At 65.9% G+C, this 21,702-nt stretch carries 18 protein-coding genes; 7 read left to right on the forward strand and 11 right to left on the reverse strand.

Annotation, left to right across the window (positions count from 1 at the left end; genetic code table 11):
• Nucleotides 1-217 precede the first annotated feature (217 nt).
• A complete protein-coding gene (gene modA / locus B7G53_RS12815) occupies nt 218-994 on the reverse strand; it encodes a molybdate ABC transporter substrate-binding protein (protein ID WP_176491358.1) in 777 nt (258 codons plus the stop codon).
• Between the two features lie 52 nt (nt 995-1,046).
• A complete protein-coding gene (locus tag B7G53_RS12820; RefSeq protein WP_096668236.1) occupies nt 1,047-2,477 on the reverse strand; it encodes a coniferyl aldehyde dehydrogenase in 1,431 nt (476 codons plus the stop codon).
• Between the two features lie 201 nt (nt 2,478-2,678).
• Between B7G53_RS12820 and B7G53_RS12825 the strand changes: the two genes are divergently transcribed.
• A complete protein-coding gene (locus B7G53_RS12825) occupies nt 2,679-3,983 on the forward strand; it encodes an amidase (protein WP_096668238.1) in 1,305 nt (434 codons plus the stop codon).
• A gap of 124 nt (nt 3,984-4,107) precedes the next feature.
• Nucleotides 4,108-7,716 (forward strand): class I SAM-dependent DNA methyltransferase, encoded by a 3,609-nt coding sequence (locus B7G53_RS12830; RefSeq protein WP_096668240.1) that lies wholly within the window; start codon nt 4,108-4,110, stop codon nt 7,714-7,716.
• A 37-nt stretch (nt 7,717-7,753) separates the two neighbouring features.
• Here the strand turns inward: B7G53_RS12830 and B7G53_RS12835 are convergent, their stop codons facing one another.
• The 5 genes from B7G53_RS12835 to hutC are packed head-to-tail and all read right to left on the reverse strand — an operon-like array spanning nt 7,754 to nt 12,454.
• On the reverse strand, nt 7,754-9,139 hold the full coding sequence (locus tag B7G53_RS12835) for a formimidoylglutamate deiminase (protein ID WP_096668242.1): 1,386 nt from the start codon (nt 9,137-9,139) through the stop codon (nt 7,754-7,756).
• Nucleotides 9,129-9,929 carry an N-formylglutamate deformylase gene (gene hutG, locus B7G53_RS12840; RefSeq protein ID WP_096668243.1) on the reverse strand — a complete coding sequence of 267 codons (801 nt, stop codon included), beginning with the start codon at nt 9,927-9,929 and terminating at the stop codon, nt 9,129-9,131. The genes B7G53_RS12835 and hutG overlap by 11 nt, the downstream gene beginning before the upstream one ends.
• The gene (gene hutI / locus B7G53_RS12845) at nt 9,926-11,140 is read right to left on the reverse strand and encodes an imidazolonepropionase (protein WP_096668245.1); all 1,215 of its coding nucleotides are present in this window, start codon (nt 11,138-11,140) and stop codon (nt 9,926-9,928) included. Before hutI ends, hutG begins: the two co-directional genes overlap by 4 nt.
• On the reverse strand, nt 11,137-11,697 hold the full coding sequence (locus B7G53_RS12850) for a HutD/Ves family protein (RefSeq protein WP_096668247.1): 561 nt from the start codon (nt 11,695-11,697) through the stop codon (nt 11,137-11,139). The genes hutI and B7G53_RS12850 overlap by 4 nt, the downstream gene beginning before the upstream one ends.
• Nucleotides 11,698-11,743: 46 nt before the next feature.
• Complete coding sequence (gene hutC / locus B7G53_RS12855; RefSeq protein WP_096668249.1) at nt 11,744-12,454, reverse strand: histidine utilization repressor; 711 nt, start codon at nt 12,452-12,454, stop codon at nt 11,744-11,746.
• 95 nt (nt 12,455-12,549) lie between these two features.
• On the opposite strand from hutC, the gene hutU reads away from it, so the two are divergent.
• The 5 genes from hutU (at nt 12,550) to B7G53_RS12880 (ending at nt 18,525) form a co-directional block, all read left to right on the forward strand.
• Nucleotides 12,550-14,268: a urocanate hydratase gene (hutU, locus tag B7G53_RS12860; protein ID WP_096668250.1), complete on the forward strand. Its 1,719-nt coding sequence runs from the start codon at nt 12,550-12,552 to the stop codon at nt 14,266-14,268.
• A gap of 94 nt (nt 14,269-14,362) precedes the next feature.
• The gene (gene hutH, locus B7G53_RS12865) at nt 14,363-15,916 is read left to right on the forward strand and encodes a histidine ammonia-lyase (protein WP_096668252.1); all 1,554 of its coding nucleotides are present in this window, start codon (nt 14,363-14,365) and stop codon (nt 15,914-15,916) included.
• Nucleotides 15,917-15,971: 55 nt separating this feature from the next.
• Nucleotides 15,972-16,916, forward strand: coding sequence for an ABC transporter substrate-binding protein (locus B7G53_RS12870; RefSeq protein WP_096668254.1), 945 nt, complete (start codon nt 15,972-15,974; stop codon nt 16,914-16,916).
• Between the two features lie 37 nt (nt 16,917-16,953).
• A complete protein-coding gene (locus B7G53_RS12875; protein WP_096668408.1) occupies nt 16,954-17,727 on the forward strand; it encodes an ABC transporter permease in 774 nt (257 codons plus the stop codon).
• Between the two features lie 6 nt (nt 17,728-17,733).
• Complete coding sequence (locus tag B7G53_RS12880) at nt 17,734-18,525, forward strand: ABC transporter ATP-binding protein (RefSeq protein WP_096668256.1); 792 nt, start codon at nt 17,734-17,736, stop codon at nt 18,523-18,525.
• A gap of 54 nt (nt 18,526-18,579) precedes the next feature.
• On the opposite strand, the gene B7G53_RS12885 is transcribed toward B7G53_RS12880, so the two are convergent.
• From B7G53_RS12885 to B7G53_RS12900, 4 genes are read right to left on the reverse strand one after another with little or no spacing between them, the layout of a single operon-like run.
• Nucleotides 18,580-19,056, reverse strand: a complete 477-nt coding sequence (locus tag B7G53_RS12885) for a PaaI family thioesterase (protein ID WP_096668258.1) — start codon at nt 19,054-19,056, stop codon at nt 18,580-18,582.
• A 58-nt stretch (nt 19,057-19,114) separates the two neighbouring features.
• A complete protein-coding gene (locus B7G53_RS12890) occupies nt 19,115-19,813 on the reverse strand; it encodes a TIGR02466 family protein (RefSeq protein ID WP_255250005.1) in 699 nt (232 codons plus the stop codon).
• The gene (locus B7G53_RS12895; RefSeq protein ID WP_096668260.1) at nt 19,810-20,484 is read right to left on the reverse strand and encodes a nucleotidyltransferase family protein; all 675 of its coding nucleotides are present in this window, start codon (nt 20,482-20,484) and stop codon (nt 19,810-19,812) included. Before B7G53_RS12895 ends, B7G53_RS12890 begins: the two co-directional genes overlap by 4 nt.
• A 39-nt stretch (nt 20,485-20,523) precedes the next feature.
• Nucleotides 20,524-21,696, reverse strand: coding sequence for a vWA domain-containing protein (locus B7G53_RS12900; protein ID WP_176491359.1), 1,173 nt, complete (start codon nt 21,694-21,696; stop codon nt 20,524-20,526).
• Nucleotides 21,697-21,702: the final 6 nt, after the last annotated feature.

Below are 21,702 nucleotides of genomic sequence, written 5' to 3' on the forward strand. Positions count from 1 at the left end.
GCCAATCTAGGCGCGCGACGACGCTCAGCCTGGGCGGCTGAGTTAGGAGTGCAACAACGAGTGGCGCTGTTTTAACCACGTTCCCTCCGGGTTGCGGCCAAAAAGACCATGCGCAGCGTTGCAAAGCCTTGCCGGGCGCCAGCCCGGCTGCATTTTGCGCCTCACGCATGGCCTTTTTGACTCGCAACGCATCTTGCATAAATAGTGTGAACAGGCCCTAGGGCATCACGAAGCCGTAGCGGCCCATCACCGCCTGCGCGGCCGGCGTGCCGATGAAGTCGTAAAACGCCTGGGCGGCCGGCCCGGCATTTTTCAGCAGCACCATGCGCTGGCGCAGCGGCTGGTGCCAGCTGTCGGGAATCAGCGCAAACGTGCCCAGCCTGCCCACGCTGGGCGCCAGCGCCAGCGACTGCGCGATGATGCCGCCCTGGGCGCCACCCGAAGTGGCGAACTGCGCGGCCTGCGAGATGTTTTCACCGAGCACCAGCCGCGGCTGCACCTGGCTCCACAGGCCGGCGTGTTGCAGCGCCTCCCTGGCCCGGGCGCCATAGGGGGCGTGATCGGGGTTGGCGATGGCGAACTTCTGCAGCCGCCCTTCCTTCAGCGCCGCCGCCAGATCCTTCAGTTCACCGTCGGCCTTCAGGGCCGAGCCGTGCGGCACCAGGATGCCGATGCGGCCCAGTGCATACAGCCTGCCGCGGTCGCGCGTCCTGCCGGCATCCGCCAGTTTGAACACAAAGTCCTCGTCGGCCGAGAGAAACATCTGGAACGGCGCGCCCTGCAGGATTTGCGAATAGAAGTTGCCCGACGAGCCGAACACCAGGCGAAGTTTGTGCTTTTTTTCCTTCTCGAACAGGACGGCGACTTCCTCCAGCGCGAACTTCAGATCCGACGCCGCGACGATCACGGGCTGCGCCTGCGCGCGGCCCGGCAGGCCGCCCAGGCCCATGGCGGCACTGAGCCACAGGGTCGTGATGAACGTTTTCAACAACATCGTTTGATTATCCCTTCCCGCCTGCCGGAAAAGACAAGGGCCGACGACCGCCTTACAACCAGCGTTTGAGCAGCCCCATGATCTGGTCGAAACGTTTGCCATAGGGCGGGTAGAACAGGTCGCCGCGCGCCCACTTCGACGACACCAGCACCGGTTTTTGCTGCGTGAACCGCAGGAACCCGGTTTCACCGTGGTAGGCGCCCCAGCCGCTGTCGCCGACGCCGCCAAAGGGCAGGTTGTCATGGGCGATGTGCATCAGCGTGTCGTTGACCGTCACGCCGCCGCTCACGGTGCGCGCCAGCACCGCGTCACGCGCGGCCGTGTCGGTGCCGAACCAGTACAGGGCCAGCGGACGTGGCCGGTCGTTGATGTAGCCGATGGCTTCTTCCAGCGTGGCGTACGGCAGCACCGGCAGCACCGGGCCGAAAATTTCCTCGTCCATCAGCTTCATGGCCGGTGTGGTGCCGAACACCAGCACCGGCGCCATCTGGCGCGAGGCCGCCCCCAGGACAGCGCCGCCCGGGTTCAGTACCTGCAGCCGCGCGCCCTCACCTTCGGCCTGGGCCAGCAGCGCCTGCAGGCGCTCGTGGTGGCGCGGGCTGATGATGGCCGCGTAGTCGGGGTTGCCGGCAATGGTGGGAAACAGCCTGGCGACGGCGCGGGCAAAGGCTTCGCCAAAAGCGGCTTCCCGGCCCCGCGGCACCAGCACATAGTCGGGCGCAATGCAGGTCTGCCCGGCGTTGAGCAGCTTGCCGTGCGCAATCTTCAGGGCCACGCTGTCGAAATCGCTGGACGCGTCGACGATACACGGCGACTTGCCGCCCAGCTCCAGCGTGGTGGGCGTCAGGTTGGCGGCGGCGGCCTCGGCCACCTTGCGCCCGGTGGCGGTGGAGCCGGTGAACACCAAGTGGTCAAAAGGCAGGTGGGTGAAAGCCGCCGCCAGCGCGGCGTCGCCCTCGACCACGCAGAACTCGTCGGCGGCAAACGCCTGGCCAATCAGCTGCCCCATGAGGGCCGAGGTGCGCGGCGTCAGCTCGCTCGGCTTGAGCATGACGCGGTTGCCCGCCGCCAAGGCCGTGATGGCCGGCGCCAGCGCCAGCTGCACCGGGTAGTTCCAGGGAGAGATGACCCCGACCACGCCCAGCGGCTGGCGCTGCAGATAAGCGCTCGAGGGCTGCAGGTAGATCGGCGTGGACACCTTCACCGGCTTGACCCACTTTGGCAGGTGTTTCAGCGTGTGCGACAGCAAGGTGCGCAGCACAAACATGTCGGCAATTTCGGTCAGCTGCGGCGAGCGCACGCCGAAGTCGGCCTGCACGGCCAGCGCCAGCGCCTGGCCGTGTGCATCGAGCAGGCGGCGCATGCGCTGCAGCCGGTCCCGGCGCAAGGCCAGCGGCACCTCGACCTGGGCGCGGCTGGCGCGGTGCTGGGCATCAAACAGGGAACGAAGGGAAAGTTCGGCGGTGCTGGAGGTGGCGTTCATCCGGCGATGATAGGCCGCACCACACTTTCCGGGGCGCCGTGAGGCGTCCTTCCTTGGGCGGGCAGCCGATTTTTCAAGCAAAAAATGCCTCCAGCCCTTTATTAATGGGCGCTGGCAGCTATCAACTTCATAGCATCTGGCATGGCTGTGCAGGGCGCCCCGCGCAGCAAGCGCCACCACAATGCGTTAAGGTTAGCCCCCATGAGCACAAACACTTCTACCCAAAAACTCGAGGCGGCGCTGGCCGCGATTGCGGCTGCCGGCGATGAAGGCCGGCGCATTTTCACGCGGCTGTACGCCGACGCCGCCCGCACGGCCGCGCAGGCCGCCGACCGGCGTGCCACCAGCGGCCAGTCCCTGGGCCCGCTGGACGGCCGCATCGTCTCGATCAAGGACCTGTTCGACGTGGCCGGCGAAGCCACCACCGCCGGCTCGGCCCTGCTGCGCGACGCCGCGCCGGCGTCCCAGGATGCCGTGGTGGTCAGCCGCCTGCGGGCGGCCGGCGCCGTCATCATCGGCAAAACCAACATGACCGAGTTCGCCTTTTCGGGCGTCGGCATCAACCCGCATTACGGTACCCCCGGCAACGCGCTGGACGCCAGCCGCATCCCGGGCGGCTCGTCCTCGGGCGCGGGCGTGTCGGTGGCACGCGGCATGGCCGAGATCGCCATCGGTTCGGACACCGGCGGCTCGGTGCGTATTCCCTCGGCGCTCAACAGCCTGGTGGGCTTCAAGCCGACCCAGGCGCGGGTCACGCGCGACGGCGCTTTTCCGCTGTCCTTCACCCTGGACACCTTGGGGCCGCTGTGCCGCAGCGTGGCGGACGCCGCCGCCACCGACAGTGTGCTGGCCGGCATCACGCCGCAAGCCCTGCCGCAGCGCGATGTACGCGGCTTGCGCCTGGGCGTGCCGCGCGGCCTGTTGTTCAGCCAGGCGCAAGACGAGGTGCTGGCCGCCGTGGAACAAGCCCTGGCGCAGCTCGCGGGCGCCGGTGCCCAGGTTCGCGATGAAGCCCTCGACGACTTGCTGGGCGAACCCTTTCGCCTGCAGGAGCGTGGCACCCTGGTGGCCGCCGAAGCGGCGTGGATACACCGCGACTGGGTCGATAGCCGGCCCAACGAGTACGACCCCATCGTGCTGGGCCGCATCCGCCGCGGCCAGACGCTGGACGCGGCCACTTATGTCGGCATCCAGCAGGCCCGTGCCGCGCTGCTGCCGGCACTCGACGCGCGTTTGACGGATCTCGATGCACTGGTGCTGCCCACTGTGCCGCTGCTGGCGCCGCGCATCGCCGAGGTGCAGGCCGAAGAGGTATTTTTGCGCACCAACGCCCTGCTGCTGCGCAACCCGTCGGTCTTCAATTTCTTCGACCTGCCGGCGTTGACCTTGCCGCTGCCACGCGGCGGCGGGCTGGCGGTCGGGCTGATGCTGGTGGGCCGCCGTGGACAGGACCGGGAACTGCTGGCGCTGGGCGCGGCGGTTGAAGGTCTGCTCAACGCGGTCTGACTTCTCATTGCGGCCTTGAGCCGCAATCCGTGTCGGCACACACGCGGCGGTGTTCATGCGACTGGGCTTTTCCGCCCGGGCTGACCGACCGGCAGGCACCAGGCATCCCGCTATCATCCAGCTGATGGAAGAAGCCCACAGCACGTCTGACAACGACAACCACAACACAAAGGCCAGCGCCTTCGTTCAGCGCTGGCAAGGCGTCACCGCCAGCGAACTGTCCACCGCGCAAAGTTTTGTGCGCGAACTGTGCGAGCTTCTGGGTGTGCAAGTTCCCCATGCCACGCCCGAACAGGACTACATGTTCGAGCGCCCCATCACCTTCAGCCACGGTGATGGCAGCACCAGTCCCGGCCGGATTGACTGCTACCGGCGCGGCCACTTCGTGCTGGAGTCGAAAAAACTGAAGTCCAGCACGCAGACCAAAGGTTTTGACGATGCGCTGCTGCGTGCCCGCGCCCAGGCCGAGGGTTACGCCCGCGCCCTGCCGCCGGAAGAAGGCCGGCCGCCTTTTCTGCTGGTGGTCGATGTGGGCAACGTCATCGAGCTGTATTCGGAGTTCACCCGCAGCGGCGCCACCTACACGCCCTTCCCCGACCCGCGCAGCCACCGCATTGCCCTGGGCAGCCTGGTCAAGGCCGAGGTGCGCGAACGACTCAGAGCCCTCTGGACCGACCCCGACAGACTGAACCCCAGCCGCGCCAGCGCGCGCGTGACGCGCGAAGTGGCCGGGCAACTGGCCGAACTCGCCCGGTCGCTGGAACAGTCCGGCCACCGCGCCAACCATGTTGCCGCCTTTCTGACACGCAGCCTGTTCAGCATGTTTGCGGAAGATGTGGAGCTGCTGCCCAAAGGCAGCTTTCTGGGTCTGCTGCAAACCCACCGCGAGCAACCGGTCACCCTGCAGCAAATGCTGCGCGTGCTCTGGGCCGATATGGATCGTGGCGGCTTTTCAGCCGCGCTGGCCACCCAGGTTCTCAAATTCAATGGCAAATTGTTCAAGGAGTCCACGCTGGACGGTTATTCCTTGCTACTGACTCAGGAGCAGACCGACCGCCTGATCCGCGCCGCCCAAGCCAACTGGCGCGAGGTTGAACCCGCCATCTTCGGCACCCTGCTGGAGCGCGCGCTCGACCCCACCGAGCGCCATGCGCTGGGTGCGCATTACACGCCACGCGCTTATGTGGAACGGCTGGTGCTGCCCACGGTGGTGGAGCCGCTGCGCGCCGACTGGGCCAACGTGCAAGCGGCCGCGCTGGTGCTGGCGCGTGAGGCCGCCGAACTGTCCGGCAAGGCGCAGGACGCCAAGCAGGAAGAAGCCCGCGCCGAGCTGCGCAAGTTTCACCACCAGCTGTGCACTGTTCGCGTACTCGACCCGGCCTGCGGCAGCGGAAACTTCCTGTACGTCACGCTCGAACACCTCAAGCGACTTGAAGGCGAAGTGATCAATCAGCTGGAAGCGCTCGGCGACACCCAAAGCCTGCTTGGAATGGAAGGCGAAACAGTCTCACCGCAGCAACTGCTGGGCATTGAACTCAATGACCGCGCCGCAGCACTGGCCGAGCTGGTGCTGTGGATTGGTTATCTGCAATGGCACATCCGCACACGCGGCAACAGGGCCGTGGCCGAACCCGTGGTGCACGACTACGGCAACATCGAGCACCGCGACGCCGTGCTGGCCTGGGACGACACCGATCTGGCCTATGACGCGACCGGCAAGCTGCTGAGCCGCTGGGACGGCACCACCTTCAAGGCCCACCCGGTGACCGGTGCGCTGGTGCCCGACGAGGCGGCCCAGGTGCCGCAGTGGACCTACATCAAGCCGCGCCAGGCCGAATGGCCGAAAGCCGACTTCATTGTGGGCAACCCGCCGTTTATTGGCGCCAGCACCATGCGCGCCACGTTGGGCGACGGCTATGTGGAAGCCTTGCGCGGCGCATGGCCGGAAGTGCCCGAAAGCGCCGACTTCGTCATGTACTGGTGGCACCACGCCGCCACTACCGTGCGCGCCGGCAAGGCGCGCCGCTTCGGCCTGATCACCACCAACAGCCTGCGCCAGACCTTCAACCGGCGGGTAGTCGAAGCTCAATTGTCGCCCCCCCCACCGAAAACGACAATTCAAACAGCGCCCGCCCTTGCACTCGTCTTTGCCATTCCCGATCACCCGTGGGTGGACAGCGCCAATGGCGCAGCAGTGCGCATTGCAATGACCGTGGCCATGCGCGCAGACGATGCGCCGGCCTGGAGCACCAACGACACTGAACCCGCCTGGAGCGAGGACACGGACCCGGCATGGGCCGTCAAAGGCCGCCTGTTGACGCTCCTCGGCGAACAGCCGGGGGAGCACGGCGAGGTCAATGTCACGCTGGCTGAGCGCTGGGGAACGATTCATGCTGACCTGAGCGTGGGCGCAAACGTGGCGTCTGCTGTCGCGCTGCAAGCCAATTCCAATGTTTCGTCGCCTGGCGTGAAGCTACACGGCGCGGGTTTTATCGTGACACCGGAAGAAGCCATCGGGCTTGGGTTCGGCACCGCGCCGGAGTTGAAGCGCCACATCCGCGACTACCGCAACGGCCGCGACCTGACCGATGCGCCACGCGGTGTCAAGGTCATCGACGCATTCGGCCTGACAGCAGAACAACTACGCGCGCAGTTTCCGGCGGTTTACCAGCGGCTGCTGGAGCGGGTAAAGCCGGAACGCGACCAGAACAACCGCGCTACCTATCGGGACAACTGGTGGCTGTTTGGCGAACCGCGCAGGGACCTGCGTCCTGCGCTCGCGGGACTACCCCGCTACATTGCCACTGTCGAAACGGCCAAGCATCGCACCTTCCAGTTTCTGGACGCCAGCATCTTGCCGGACAACATGCTGATCGCAATTGCCAGCAGCGATCCATTTCATTTGGGGGTCCTTTCAAGTCGCTCACACGCAGCCTGGTCATGGGCAAACGGCGGATCAATCGGCATGTACGTTGGCAATGTTCGCTACAACAAATCCCGCTGCTTCGAAACCTTTCCCTTCCCCGACGACGACACCCGCCTCACCCCCGCCCTGCGCGAACGAATCGCCGCACTGGCCGAACAAATCGACGCACACCGCAAACGCCAGCAGGCGGCGCACCCCGGACTGACGCTGACTGGCATGTACAACGTGCTGGAAGTCCTTCGACAGGCTCAGGACGAACGACCTTTAACCGAGAAAGAAAAGACCATCCACACCCGGGGTCTGGTCAGCGTACTCAAAGACCTGCACGACGAGCTGGACACCGCCGTTCTGCAAGCCTACGGCCTTGAACCCGGCCTGGACAACGACGCCCTGCTGACACACCTGGTCGCACTGAATGCCCGGCGCGCTGCCGAAGAAAAAACCGGCCGCATCCGCTGGCTGCGGCCCGAGTTCCAGAACCCGGCAGCCAGCAAAACGCTACAAAATCAGAAGCTGCCTGCGACCGCCCGACAAGGGCTACAGGCCGAAATGACACTTGAAAAAAAGGCCCAGCCCGCTACCGGCAAAGCGACAGGCCAAAACACCCAGCCCTGGCCTGCCAGCCTGCCCGCGCAGGTGCGCGCGCTGGCCCAGGTGCTGGCCGGCCACCCGGGAGCGCTGACAGTGGCCGAGATAGAAACCCGCTTCAAGGGTCGCGGGCCATGGAAGAAAAGCCTGCCCCGCATTCTGGAAACCCTAGAAGCGCTCGGGCGTGCCCGGCGTGACGGTGAACGCTGGCGGGAATAATCGCCTTCGGCGGTGAAGGCCGGCATCACGGACCGCGTCAGCCCCACAAGCCTTGCATGGCCTGGACGAAATCCCCCGCCAGCCGCGGCCAGCCGGCCACTTGCCCGCCGCTGACCACGCGTTGCCCCGCCACAAACACTTCGCTGAAGCGTGCGTCGGGGCTGGAGAACACCATGGCATCCAGCAGGTGATCGGCCGGAATGCCCAGCAGGGCCGGCGACGCGGTGTCGACGACAACAAAATCCGCGCGCTGGCCGGGCGCGATGCCGCCCAGCGGCAGCGAGGTGGCGGCGTGCCCACCGGCCAGCGCCGCGTTAAACAGGTTGTCCGCCGTGCTTGAGCTGGCCAGCAGGCGACCCGCGATGTTGCGCTGGCGCAGGTTCAGGCGCTGTGAATATTCGAGCAGGCGCAGCTCTTCCTGCCAGCTGCGCGTGACATGGCTGTCCGAGCCGACAGACCAATGGCCGCCGGCCGCGGCATAGGCCGGCAGGTCGAACACGCCGTCGCCGAGATTGGCCTCGGTGCTGGGACAAATCACGATTGACGCGCCGCTGCGCTGCACGCCCTGCAGTTCGGCCGCGGTGGACTGGGTGGCATGCACCAGGTTCCAGCGTGCATCGACCGGTGCGTGGGCCAGCAGCCACTCGACAGGCCGTGCGCCCAGTGCGGCCATGCAGCCCTGCACCTCCTGCATCTGCTCGGCAATGTGGATGTGCACAGCCATGCCTCTTGCATGGGCCGCTGCTGCCACGTCGTGCAGCGCCGCCGCGTCCACGGCGCGCAGCGAATGGATGGCCAGGCCGGTGTTGAGATGGTGGCCGCCCTGGCGCAACACCCCTTCGGCCAGGCGCAGCACCGAATCGGGCGTGGAGGCAAAACGCCGCTGGTCGTCGCGCAGGCCGGAGGCCGCAAAACCCGAACGCATGTACAGCGTGGGCAGCAGGGTCAGGCCCATACCCACGCGCTGCGCGGCACGCACCAGCGCCAGCGACATGGCCAACGGGTCGGCATAAGGCTGGCCGTCGCTGTGGTTGTGCAGGTAATGAAACTCGCAGACCTGGGTGTAGCCGGCCTGCAGCAGTTCGGCATACAGCAGCGCCGCCACGGCTTCAAGCTGTTCGGGCGTGATGCGCAGCGCGGCGCTGTACATGCGGTCGCGCCAACTCCAGAAATCATCGTCGCCGCCCAGGGACCGCTCGGTCAGCCCGGCGATGGCACGCTGGAAAGCGTGGCTGTGGGCATTGACCAGTCCCGGCAACACCGGCCCGGCCAGGCGCACCGCCCCGCGCTGCGCCTCCTCCACCGCGTTGGGCTCGATGCTGGTCCAGGTGCCGTCGGCGGCCACCGCCAGCAGCACATCCTGCGTCCAGGCGCCGTCCACCCAGGCCTGGGGCGCGACATAACGCGTCACCTCAGCGGCCATACAGCTTGCAGGCAGCGGCCAGGCTGCCGGTCACCATGTTCTTGAGCACGGGTTGTATCCTTTGCGCCAACACCTCATCATAGGCAAACGGTGCCACTTCCTGCATGTACAGGCGCTGGCATTTTTCGAGCTGGACCGCGTGCACATGCTCAGCGGGCCGGCCATACTGGCGTGTGATGTAGCCGCCCTTGAAGCGGCCATTGACGATGCTGCTTACACCCGCCACCCCGGCGCAGGCGGCCGCCGCGGCAGCGGTGATGGCGTCATCCGCCGCCGTGCCATTGGCCGTGCCGATGTTGAGGTCCGGCAGGCGGCCTTCGAACAGCCACGGAATTTCGGAACGGATGCTGTGCGCATCCCACAGCAGCGCAAAACCGTGTTGCGCCTTCAGGCGCGCCAGTTCCGCGGCCAGCGCCGCGTGGTAGGGCTGCCAGTATGTTTCGCGTCGGCGCAACCGCTCGGCCGGGTCGGGCGCCCTGCCCTCCTTGTAGAGCGCATCACCGTTGAAGAAATGCGTGGGGCACAGTTCAGTGTTGGAGGCGCCGGGGTACATGGGCGTGTCGTCGGGCGGGCGGTTCAGGTCGATCACGTAACGCGAATAATGCGGCGTGATCACGCTGGCGCCCAGCGCCGGCAAAAAATCGTACAGGCGCTGCAGGTGCCAGTCGGTGTCTTCCACGCCCAGCGCACGTTCGGTGTAATCGCCACGCAGTTCAGGTGGAATATCGGTGCCGGTGTGCGGCATGCTGACCAGTAGGGGGGCATTGCCGCGTTGCAGGGTAAAACTCATACCCGTTCACCTTCAAAAACTGTTTGCAGGCGCGGATTCGCGCCGAGGGCACAGGCCAGTTGCGCGGGATGGGCCACATCCCACAACACGAAGTCGGCACGTTTGCCGGGGGCGATGACACCGCGATCGGCCAGCCCCAGCGCTTTCGCCGCATGGCGGGTGACGCCGGCCAGCGCCTCCTCGGGGGTCAGGCGAAACAGCGTGCAGGCCATGTTGAGCATCAGCAGCAGCGAGGTGCAGGGCGAGCTGCCGGGGTTGCAGTCGGTGGAGATCGCCATCGCCACGCCGTGCTCGCGCAGCAGGGCCACCGGCGGCAGTTTGGTTTCTCGCAGAAAATAAAACGCCCCGGGCAGCAGCACGGCCACACTGCCGGCGGCCGCCATCGCGGCGGCCCCTTGCTCGCCCAGCCACTCCAGGTGATCGCAGCTGAGCGCGCCATAACGCGCGGCGAGCTCGGCACCACCGCTGTCGCTGAGCTGCTCGGCGTGCAGCTTGACCGGCAGGCCCAGTGCGTGGGCCGCCTGGAACACCCGTTCGGTCTGCGCCGTGTTGAAGGCAATCCGTTCACAAAACGCATCCACCGCATCGACCAGGCCTTCGGCATGCAGCAGCGGCAACATGCGCACCACCTCGTCCACGTAGGCATCCGCGCGGCCGGCAAACTCGGGGGGAATGGCGTGGGCGCCCAGAAAGGTGGTGCGGACGTCCACCGGCTGGCCACGGCCCAGGCCACGCGCCACGCGCAAGGCCTTGCGTTCGTGCTCGAATGCCAGGCCATAACCCGACTTGATCTCCAGCGTGGTCACGCCTTCGGCGACCAACGCCCGCAGGCGCTTGAGGCTCTGCGCTTCCAGTTCCTGCTCGGTCGCGGCGCGCGTGGCTTTCACCGTCGAATTGATGCCGCCACCGGCGCGTGCCACGTCTTCATAACTCGCGCCCTGCAGGCGCAATTCGAACTCGTGGGCACGGTCGCCGCCGTACACCAGGTGGGTGTGGCAATCAATCAGGCCCGGCGTGACCAGCGCACCGCCGGCATCGTGCTCGTGTGTGCAGCGTGCCGCCAGGTCTGCCGGCAGCTCGCTGTGCGGCCCGACCCAGGCGATGCGTCCGCCCTCCAGCACCAGGGCCGCGTCCTCGATCAGGCCGTAAGGCGCGGGATGCGAAGGCTGCAGGGTGGCGACGCGGCAATGCCGCCAGAGCTGCAACGTCATCGTGCCATTTCCATCCAGAGCGCGGTGGCTGCCTCAATACGCACCGAGGCCCCGTCGGCGAGCGCGCGCCAGGCCAGGGTGTGCGGCGGCACCGTCACAAACTTCCTGTTGACCTGCACGGTCACCGGCTCGTCCCAGGCGTACACGGCGACACGGGTGCCGGATTTGACCTCCACATCCAGCACCCCCAGCACACGGACCAGACGCGCGCTGCCATGCCCTTTCTTGAGCATCAGGTTGAAGTCTTCGGTGGGACCTTCGATCAGTTCGCAATTGCAGGCCAGGGCACCGTCAAAACACAGCGGCTCGCCTTGCGGCGTCAACTCCCGGATCTGCCCGTCCAGCGTCAGCCGCACACCCGCGCCACCCAGCACCGCGAACCAGCGCTGCACCCCTTCATAGCGCGAAAACAGCCCGTTTTTTTCGACCTCGGCCACCGAGATGCGCCAGTCCCAGTCCTCGGCGGTGGGCCAGGCCAGCAATTCGCGCGTGATGCCGCCGCCGTTGCGCCAGGCCGTGGGCGCCACCTCTTCCAGGGGAATGATTTGCCAGCTCATGGGTTGACCTCCGCGTGATGGATGCGTGTGGGGAATGGGTGTCCATTCATGCCTGAAATTGTCCTGCAAAGCTGTAACGCGTGCCAGGATATATCAGCCGGGCCACGCTGGCCACATGGGCCCCGCTGACGGTGCGCCGCATCATGGCCAGGCAGGGCTCGCCGCGCTTGATGCCCAGCTGTCTGGCCTCCTGCGCGCTGGGCAGGCAGGCCTCGATCGAATAACTGGCCTCGGTCAGCGGTGCATGTTGCAGCAGGTGGTGGGTGGGTGTGGTTAGTGTGAAGTCGGTTTCCAGGAAATCGGGCGCCGCCGCCGGATTGACGTAGCGGTCCTCGTACTGGATGGGCACACCGTTTTCAAGATGCACCAGCATGGTGTGGAAAACCCGGGCGCCGGTGCGCAGGCCCAGCGTCCTGGCCAGGTCGGCGCTGGCCTTTTCGGCCTCCACCATCAGCACCCGGGTGGTGTGCACATGGCCGCGCTCCACCACTTCTTCATGAATGTCGCGAATCGTGAGCCGGGAGGAGATGCGGTGCAGCTCGGCCACGCGCGTGCCCGAACCCTGCACACGCGTCACCATGCCCTCGGCGGTCAGTTCGCGCAGGGCACGGTTAACCGTCATGCGGCTGATGCCGAACTGCGCCGCCAGCGCCGCCTCGCTGGGCACCGGGTCGCCGGGCTTCCAGGTGCCGGCGCTGATGCGTGTCTTGATGAAGGCTTTGACCTGCTCATAGGCAGGCAACAGGGGTTTTGCCATAAGCCGTAGATTACCCCAGTTGACACAAGTTGTATAGACAACTAGGATTTGCCGGAACGAATCTTGCGCGTTTTACCCCGCCCGGCAAGACAGCCATGAAGGAGCCACCCGTGTCAGACCTTTCCCAAACCCCTTTCCTCGACAGCAAGGCCAGGCCGGTGCGTGCGCCGCGCGGCAGCACCCTCAGTTGCGCCAACTGGCAGATTGAAGCGGCCTACCGCATGATCCAGAACAACCTGGACCCGGAAGTCGCCGAGAACCCCGACGAACTCGTGGTCTACGGCGGCATCGGCAAGGCCGCGCGCAACTGGCCGGCGTTTGACGCCATCCTCGACTCGCTGCGAAAACTCAAGCCCGACGAAACCCTGCTGGTGCAATCAGGCAAACCGGTCGGTGTCTTCCGTACCCACCCCGGCGCGCCGCGTGTGCTGATCGCCAACTCCAACCTGGTGCCCAAGTGGGCGACCTGGGAGCATTTCAACGAGCTCGACCGCGCCGGGCTGATGATGTACGGCCAGATGACAGCTGGTAGCTGGATTTACATTGGCACACAAGGCATCGTGCAGGGCACCTACGAAACCTTTGTCGAAGCCGGTCGCCAGCATTTCAATGGGGATCTGGCCGGCCGCTGGGTGCTGACTGCCGGCCTGGGCGGCATGGGCGGCGCGCAGCCGCTGGCCGCGACCTTCGCCGGCGCCTGTTCGCTCAACATCGAATGCCAGCAGTCGCGCATCGATTTCCGGCTGCGCACCAGATACGTCGACAAACAAGCCAAAGACCTCGACGAGGCCCTGGCGCTGATCAAGCACCACACCGGGCGCAAGGAAGCAGTGTCGGTTGCCCTGTGCGGCAATGCCGCCGAGATCGTGCCCGAACTGGCCCGCCGCGCCGCGGCCGGCGGCATGCGCCCCGACCTCGTCACCGACCAGACCTCGGCGCACGACATCATCAACGGTTACCTGCCCGCGGGCTGGAGCGTGGCGCAATGGCAGGCCGCGCAGAAAGACCCGGCGCAACATGCGGCACTCACGAAAGCTGCCGGCGAATCCTGCGCCATCCACGTCCGGGCCATGCTCGAATTTCACGCCATGGGCATCCCCACGGTGGACTACGGCAACAACCTGCGCCAGGTCGCCAAGGACTTCGGCGTCGCCAACGCGTTTGACTACCCGGGTTTTGTGCCGGCCTACATCCGGCCGCTGTTTTGCCGCGGCGTCGGCCCCTTCCGCTGGGTAGCCCTCTCCGGCGACCCCGAAGACATTCGCAAGACCGATGCGAAGATGAAAGAACTCTTCCCCGACAACAAGCACCTGCACCGCTGGCTGGACATGGCCGAAGAACGCATCAGCTTCCAGGGCCTGCCGGCACGCATTTGCTGGATAGGCCTGGGCGAGCGGCATCTGGCCGGCCTGGCCTTCAACGCCATGGTGAAGTCGGGCGAGCTCAAGGCGCCCATCGTGATCGGCCGCGACCACCTCGACAGCGGCTCGGTCGCCTCGCCGAACCGTGAAACCGAAGCCATGAAGGACGGCAGCGATGCCGTCAGCGACTGGCCGCTGCTCAACGCCTTGCTCAACACCGCGAGCGGCGCCACCTGGGTCAGCCTGCACCATGGCGGCGGCGTCGGCATGGGTTATTCGCAGCATTCGGGCGTGGTCATCGTCTGCGACGGCACGGACGAAGCGGCAGAACGCCTTGAACGGGTGCTGTTCAACGACCCGGCCACCGGCGTGATGCGCCATGCCGATGCCGGCTACGACATTGCCAAAGCCAGCGCCAGGGAACATGGCCTGAACCTGCCGATGATCGGCTGAACCCACTTCCGTTCGGGCTGAGCCCGTCGAAGCCTGTCCCAAATTGCATGGGACCCCTTCGACAAACGCCGGGCGAACGGAGAAAAAAAACACCATGCCTGACAAAGAACTCCTGATTCCCGGCCAGCTCTCCATGGCACAGTTGCGCCGCCTCTGCGCGGTCGTGCCACCACCGGTCCGGCTGGACGACGCCTGCCGCCCCGGCGTGCGTGCCAGCGCCGCGCTGGTGCACCAGGCGGCCAGCAGCGGCGCCGCGGTGTACGGCGTGAACACCGGCTTCGGCAAGCTGGCCAACACGCGCATCGCCAGGGAAGACCTGGCCATTTTGCAGCTCAAGCTGCTGCGTTCGCACGCCGTCGGCGTGGGCGAGCCGTTGTCCCGGCGTGTGGTGCACCTGATCCTGCTGCTCAAGGCAGCCAGCCTGGCGCGGGGTTATTCGGGTGTGCGCGAAGAGGTCATCGATGCCCTGCTTGATCTGCACAACCACGGCATCTGCCCGGTCATTCCCTGCCAGGGCTCGGTCGGCGCCTCGGGCGACCTGGCACCATTGGCGCACCTTTGCCTGCCCCTGATTGGCGAAGGTGAAGTTTTCTACAAGGACCAGCGCCTGCCGGCCGCCGCCGCGCTGAAGCAGGCCGGCCTGCCAGCCCTGCAGCTCTCGGCCAAGGAAGGCCTGGCGCTGATCAACGGCACACAGGTCTCGACCGCACTGGCGCTTGATGCACTGTTTGCCACCGAGCGCCTGCTTGAAGCGGCGGTGATCTCGGGCGCCCTGACGCTGGACGCCGCGCGCGGCAGCGACGGCCCGTTTGACCCGCGTATTCATGCGGTGCGCGGCCAGCCCGGGCAGATCGCCTGCGCCGCGGCCTACCGCGCCCTGATGATCGGCAGCGAGATTCGCAGGTCGCACCTCGACAACGACGACCGTGTGCAGGACCCGTATTGCCTGCGCTGCCAGCCGCAGGTCATGGGGGCCTGCCTGGACCAGTTGCGTTACGCCGCCAGGGTGCTGGCGATCGAGGCCAATGCCGTCACCGACAACCCACTGGTGTTTGCCGACGAGGGCAACCTGCTCTCCGGCGGAAATTTCCACGCCGAGCCGGTCGCGCTGGTCTGCGATGCGCTGGCCGTGGCGATTGCAGAGATCGGCGCCATCACCGAGCGCCGCATCGCCATGCTGGTCGATACCGTGGTCTCGCGCCTGCCGCCTTTCCTGACGCCCGATGCCGGGCTCAACTCCGGCTTCATGATCGTGCACGTCACGGCGGCCGCGTTGGCGTCCGAGAACAAGTCACTGGCGCACCCGGCCAGCGTGGACAGCCTGCCAACCTCGGCCAACCAGGAAGACCACGTCAGCATGGCCACCTTTGCGGCCCGCCGCCTGCAGCCCATGCTGCGCAACACGGCGCATATTGTCGGCATCGAGCTGCTGGCCGCGGCCCAGGGCATTGAATTTTTGCGCCCGCTCAAAAGCTCGGCACCGCTGGAGCGTGTGTTGCGCCTGATCCGCATCGTCTCGCCGGCCATGATGGAAGACCGCAGCCTGGCCCGCGACATGGAAGCCGTGCACCACCTGGTGGCCAGCGGTGACGTTGCACGCGCACTGGATGCCGACATGCCCGAGCTGCACGCCCTGAGGCTGGCATGAACACTGCATACCCTCCGATCACCCTTCCCTTCGCAAGTCAACCCAAGGAGTTCCCATGAAGAAGCTGCTGACCCTGTCCCTCGTCGCCCTGGCCTGTGTCTCTGCACAGGCGCAGGAAACCAAAATCACTTTGGGCATGTCGGGCTGGACCGGCTTTGCGCCGCTGACCCTGGCCAAGGAAGCCGGCATCTTCAAGAAGAACGGCCTGGATGTGACGATCAAGAAAATTCCGCAAAAAGACCGCCACCTCGCGATTGCCTCGGGGGACGTGCAGTGCGCCGCCACCACGGTGGAGACCTGGATCGTCTGGAACGCCAATGGCGTGGCCACCACGCAGATTTTCCAGCTCGACAAGAGCTACGGCGCCGACGGCATGGTGGTCAAACCCAACATCGCCAAGATCAGCGACCTCAAGGGCAAAACCGTGGCCGCCAGCGCGCCCGGCACCGCGCCCTGGTTCACCCTGGCCTGGATGCTCAAGAAAAACGGCCTGAGCCCGAAAGACGTGAAGATCGTCAACCTCGAGCCGCAAGCCGCCGCCAACGCGATGATTGCCGGCACCGACGGCATCGACGCCGCCATGACTTACGAGCCGTACCTCGGTGCGGTGCGCGCCAAGCCGGAAGCCGGCAAGATCATCGCCACCACCCTCGACTACCCGATGATCATGGACACCGTGGGCTGCACCCCCAGGTTTTTGGCCGACAGCCCGAAAGCCGCCAAGGCCCTGGCCGACAGTTACTTCGAAGCGCTGGACATGATCCAGAAAGACCCGGAGAAGAGTTTCGAGATCATGGGCGCCGACGTGAAGCAGCCGGCCGACAAGTTCGAAGCCAGCCAGAAGTACCTGCGTTGGCAGGACCGCGCCGCCAACCAGAAGTTCTTTGCCGGCGAACACGCTGCCTTCAGCAAGGAAGCCGCCGACCTGCTGCTCGAAGCCGGTGTCATCAAGGCCCTGCCCGACATGAGCAAGCTGGCCGACACGCGCTTCCTGAAGTGATTTCTTCATGCATCGCGCTGTGCAGCGGAGCTTCTTCATGAAGCCGCTGCAGCCCGTGGCCCCCGGCACGCGTGTCGTGCTGGGGATCAGTTTTTTCATCCTGTTCTTCGCGGTCTGGGCCTTCGCCACCTTCGGCGGCTATGTGTCCAAAACCTTTCTGGCCGACCCGGTGACCATGGTGCGCTCGGGTTACGACCTGCTGGCCAACCAGGGCTTCATCAAGGACATCGGCATGACGGTGTGGCGCGTGCTGGGCGGCTTTTTGATTGCTGCCGTGCTGGCCGTGCCGCTGGGCGTGTTGATGGGCGCCTACAAACCGATCGAAGCATTTTTTGAACCCTTCGTAAGTTTTGCGCGCTACCTCCCGGCCTCGGCCTTCATTCCGCTGCTGATCCTCTGGGCCGGCATTGGCGAGGCGCAAAAGCTCGCGGTGATTTTCATCGGATCGTTTTTCCAGCTGGTGCTGATGTTCGCGGTCAGCGTGGGCAACACGCGGCGTGACCTGGTTGAAGCCGCCTACACCCTGGGCGCGGGCGACCGCGGCATCGTCACACGCGTGCTGCTGCCCAGCAGCGCGCCCGAGATTGCGGAGACGCTGCGCATGGTGCTGGGCTGGGCCTGGACCTATGTGATCGTCGCCGAACTGATAGGCGCGTCCAGCGGTATCGGCCACATGATCACCGACAGCCAGGCGCTGCTGGCCACCGACCAGATCATCTTCGGCATCATCGTGATCGGCGTCATCGGCCTGGTCACCGACTTCGCCTTCAAGGCCATGAACCGAAAACTTTTTCCCTGGGCAAGGCTGTAAGCCGTTATGAACATCCTTGAAATTTCCCAGGTCTCCAAGACCTTCGCCGGCGCCAACGGCGGCACGGTGGCGCTGCAGGCCACCGACCTGAGTGTGGCGGAGAACGACTTCATCACCATCCTCGGGCCCTCGGGTTGCGGCAAAAGCACGCTGCTGCGCATGGTCGCCGGTCTGGATACGCCGAGCACTGGCAGCATCACGCTGGACGGCCGGCCGGTCAGCGGCCCGGGTGCCGACCGCGGCATGGTGTTCCAGAGCTACACGCTGTTTCCCTGGCTCAGCATTCTCGAGAACGTCTGCTTCGGCCTGCGCGAAAAAGGCCTGCCGCTGGCCGAGCAGCACGCGATTGCCCGGCCCTTCATTCAAAAGGTGGGCCTCAACGGTTTCGAGAACCACTTCCCCAAGCAGCTCTCGGGCGGCATGCAGCAGCGCACCGCTCTGGCCAGAGCCCTGGCGAACGACCCGCGCATGTTGCTGATGGACGAGCCCTTCGGCGCGCTGGACCACCAGACCCGCGAGCTGATGCAGGAACTGCTGCAGGGCATCTGGGAGGCCGAACGCAAGACCGTGCTGTTTGTCACCCACGACATCGACGAGGCCATCTTCATGGGCAACCGCGTGGTGGTGATGAGCGCGCGCCCCGGCCGCATCAAGTGCGACCTGCCGGTGCCGATCGCCCACCCGCGCCACTACTCGGTCAAGACCACGCCGGTGTTTGTCGAACTGAAGGCGCGGCTGACCGAAGAGATCCGCATCGAGGTGCAGCGTGCCGCCGGCCTGCTGGCCGAGGCCGCCTGATTCATTTCAGGCAAAAGAAGGCTCCAGCCCTTTATTTGTTTGGGCTAGCAGCTATCAGCTTCGTAGCAAGAACGGGTCGTGATCCTTGCCGTCGCCGATCAGCGGGCCCTGCTTGAAGATGCCGCTGATGCGCAAGGCCGGCTCACCGTCGGCCGTCACCAGGCCCTGGATGAAAATCATGTTGCGCGTGCTGCGCAGGATGTCGGCCTGGCCTTGCACCCACGCCCCCAGTCTGGCCGGCGCCAGGTAATCAATTTGCAGGCTGATGGTCGGCAGAAAGCGCCTGTCGGTGTCGGTCTGGTACATCGCCGCGCAGGGCAGCAGCATGTCCGCAAACGACGCCAGCATGCCGCCGTGGCACATCTGCAGCGGATTGCTGTGGCGCTCCTCGACGCGAAAACCCAGCAGCAGCCGCTGGCCTTCCAGCCGCGCGTGAAACGGCCCGTTGACCTCAATGAAGGGGCCACCGACACGAACAGGAACAAAACCATCGGGGATGGCGGAAGCGCAGGAAGAGGTGGTGTCAGGCATCCCTCATGCTAACCGGGGCGCGGCTTGCGGCCCGTCCGCTCGGCGACTGCCCGGTGACTCAAGTGCCCGCGTAGCGGAACAGCTGGTCACCGCCCGGTGCGCGAATTTGCGCGTTGAAGGAAACGATGATGCGATCCCGCTCTCCGGCGTAAGGCATGGCCTTGTGCGCCAGCATGGCGGGAAACAGGACAAGTTCGCCCTCCTGTGGCGTCACGTCCAGGGTGGCCTGCTGCAGCCAGGCATTGCCCATGTCGATGTGGGCACCGCCCAGCAACGGGAACATCGGGCTGTAAAAGCGCGTGGCGCCGTTGAGGTCGCCGAAGTCGGGGTGCTGCCGACGCTGCGCCACCGGATCGATCTGCACGTAATACACCCCCGACCACGAGCAGTTCCCATGGGTGTGAATGTCATGGAAAGTTGCACCGTTCTGGATCTGGAACCACACCCCCATCAGTTCTAGCTGCAGCCCGTGCCGGCCCGCCGGCCACACGCCGGCATTGGCCTGCTGCGCCGTGGCCTGCAGGGACGCGGCAATGAACTTGAGCAGCGCATGGAACTCCGGAAGATCCACCCGGCGCAGCAGATCGTCAGCGCTGGCGTAGAAGTTACCTCCCGGTGCCGCAGCATCCGTGGCACGCATGGCGCCAAACACCCGGGCCAGCACCGGGTTGACTTCAGCGGCACCTGCAAAGCGGTGCACGGCCAGTGGGACCGGCCAATGCCACTGCAGCGCGCCGTCGGCGACAGCCAGCTTCACGCAGCAAGCTCACGGGAAGGCAGTTCCAGCTTCCAGCCAGTACGCTGCGCCAGTTGCAGCACATCTTCGACGGTATCCAGGTCGGTGGTGAAACGGGTATTGCTGGTTTCAAACGCATACACCAGCTCGGGTTGACGCTCGATGAGCTGGCGACAACCCAGATGGGTGTCGCTGGCCAGAACCTGGGCCAGCGCCACGTCGTCCAGCAGGATCGGGTTGCCGCGCTGGCCCTTGACGACAGGCACCACGAGGTTGCCCGAGGGGCGCTTCTTGAAGGCCGCCATCAGTTCGACCAGGTCGGCCGACCCGATCAGGGGCTGGTCGGCCAACACGACGAACACGGCGTCAAAACTGCCGCGGAGCGCCGCCAGGCCGGCCCGCACCGAGCTTTGCTGGCCCTGGGCGTGGTCAGCGTTGTGCACCAACGTGACCGGAAAACTCTGCACTTGCGCTTCAACGGCGTCGCGCGCATGGCCGGTGACCACCACCACCTCGTCCACACCGGCGCCGCTGAGCGCGATCAGTTGCCGGTTGATCAGGGGCACGCCCTGCAGGCGGATCAGCGGCTTGCTCACGCCACCCATACGCCGCCCCTCGCCGGCGGCCAGCAACACCGCGCCGACCCGCAGGCGGGCATACAGTCCGCCACCTTGTTTAAGCAGGCATCCCATGGTTGTGATTCCAGAAGTTGTGAACGTCAGAAAAATGCTTCACGCCAGCAGCTCGGACAGGCGCTCGAGGCTGGCCAGATTGTGCGCCGGCATGAACCGCGTGACATGGGGCGCAGCCAGTGCCATCGCCGCCGACTGGGGTACTTGCACCGTCGGATGCAACCAGCAGACCCGGGCACCGCGGGCACGCACCTGCGCCAGCACCCCGGCCAGGGCCTCGGGTTCATCGGTGTCAAAGCCATCGCTGAACACCATGAACAGGTCACCACGACCCAGGGAGCGGCCCAGGTGCTGGTGCAACGCCTCGTGCAGGCAACTGGCAATGCGGGTGCCGCCGCCAAAGCCGAAGGTCACCGCGTTGATCTTGTCCTGCACACGTTCGCTGCGCCGCTTCATCAGCGGCGTGACCTCGGCGAGCCGGGTATGGAACACAAAAGCCCGCGCATCCATGACCTCGACGAAGGCGCGCGTGAGCCGCAGGAAAAACTGTGCGTGCACTTCCATGGAACGGCTCACGTCCACCAGCGCCACCACACGCGGCTGGCGGCGCTGGTGACGCACATGGTGCAGCTGCACCAACTCCCCGCCGGTGGACAGCGCCGAACGCATCGAACGCCGCAGATGAATGACGCCGCTGTCCCGGTGGCATTGCAGGCGGCGCAGCAGGCGGGTACGCAGCCGCCGCTTGAAAGCCTCGACCAGGGGTTCGAAGCGGTCCATGTCGGACAGCAGCCAGTCGGCAAAATCACGCTCCTCGAACGCATCGGTGCGGCTGGCGCCTCCCTGGGCACGCGGCGGTGCGTCGCTGGCTTCAAGCTCGCCCTCTCCCGGCTGGTCGGCCATGCCAAGCGTGGACCGGGCTTCGCCCGGTGCCGTGTTGCCCATCTCGCTGTGCATCTGCTGCACCAGTTCGGGCAGCGAACGGGCGCGCCGGCTGATGCCCGAGCTGCGGACAGCGCCCCGGACCTTGTGCGGGAACCAGAAGGCCTGGTGCAGATCCGGGTACCTGAGCCACTGCTTGTGGCTGCCGGAGGCGATACCGCGCCACAAGGCCTCGATACGGGGCCACTGCGACAGCGGCAAGGCGGCTGCAGCCTGGGCCATCAACCCGACCTCGGCATACCCCAGCGCAAAACCGTGTTCGCGCAGGTAGTGGGCAAACTCGCCGAGGCGCTGCCTCGGGTCGGTGGCGGTGCTAACGGCAGCAGCCATTGCCAT

It is taken from the genome of Polaromonas sp. AET17H-212 (assembly GCF_002379085.1).
Taxonomy (GTDB): Bacteria; Pseudomonadota; Gammaproteobacteria; order Burkholderiales; family Burkholderiaceae_C; genus Polaromonas.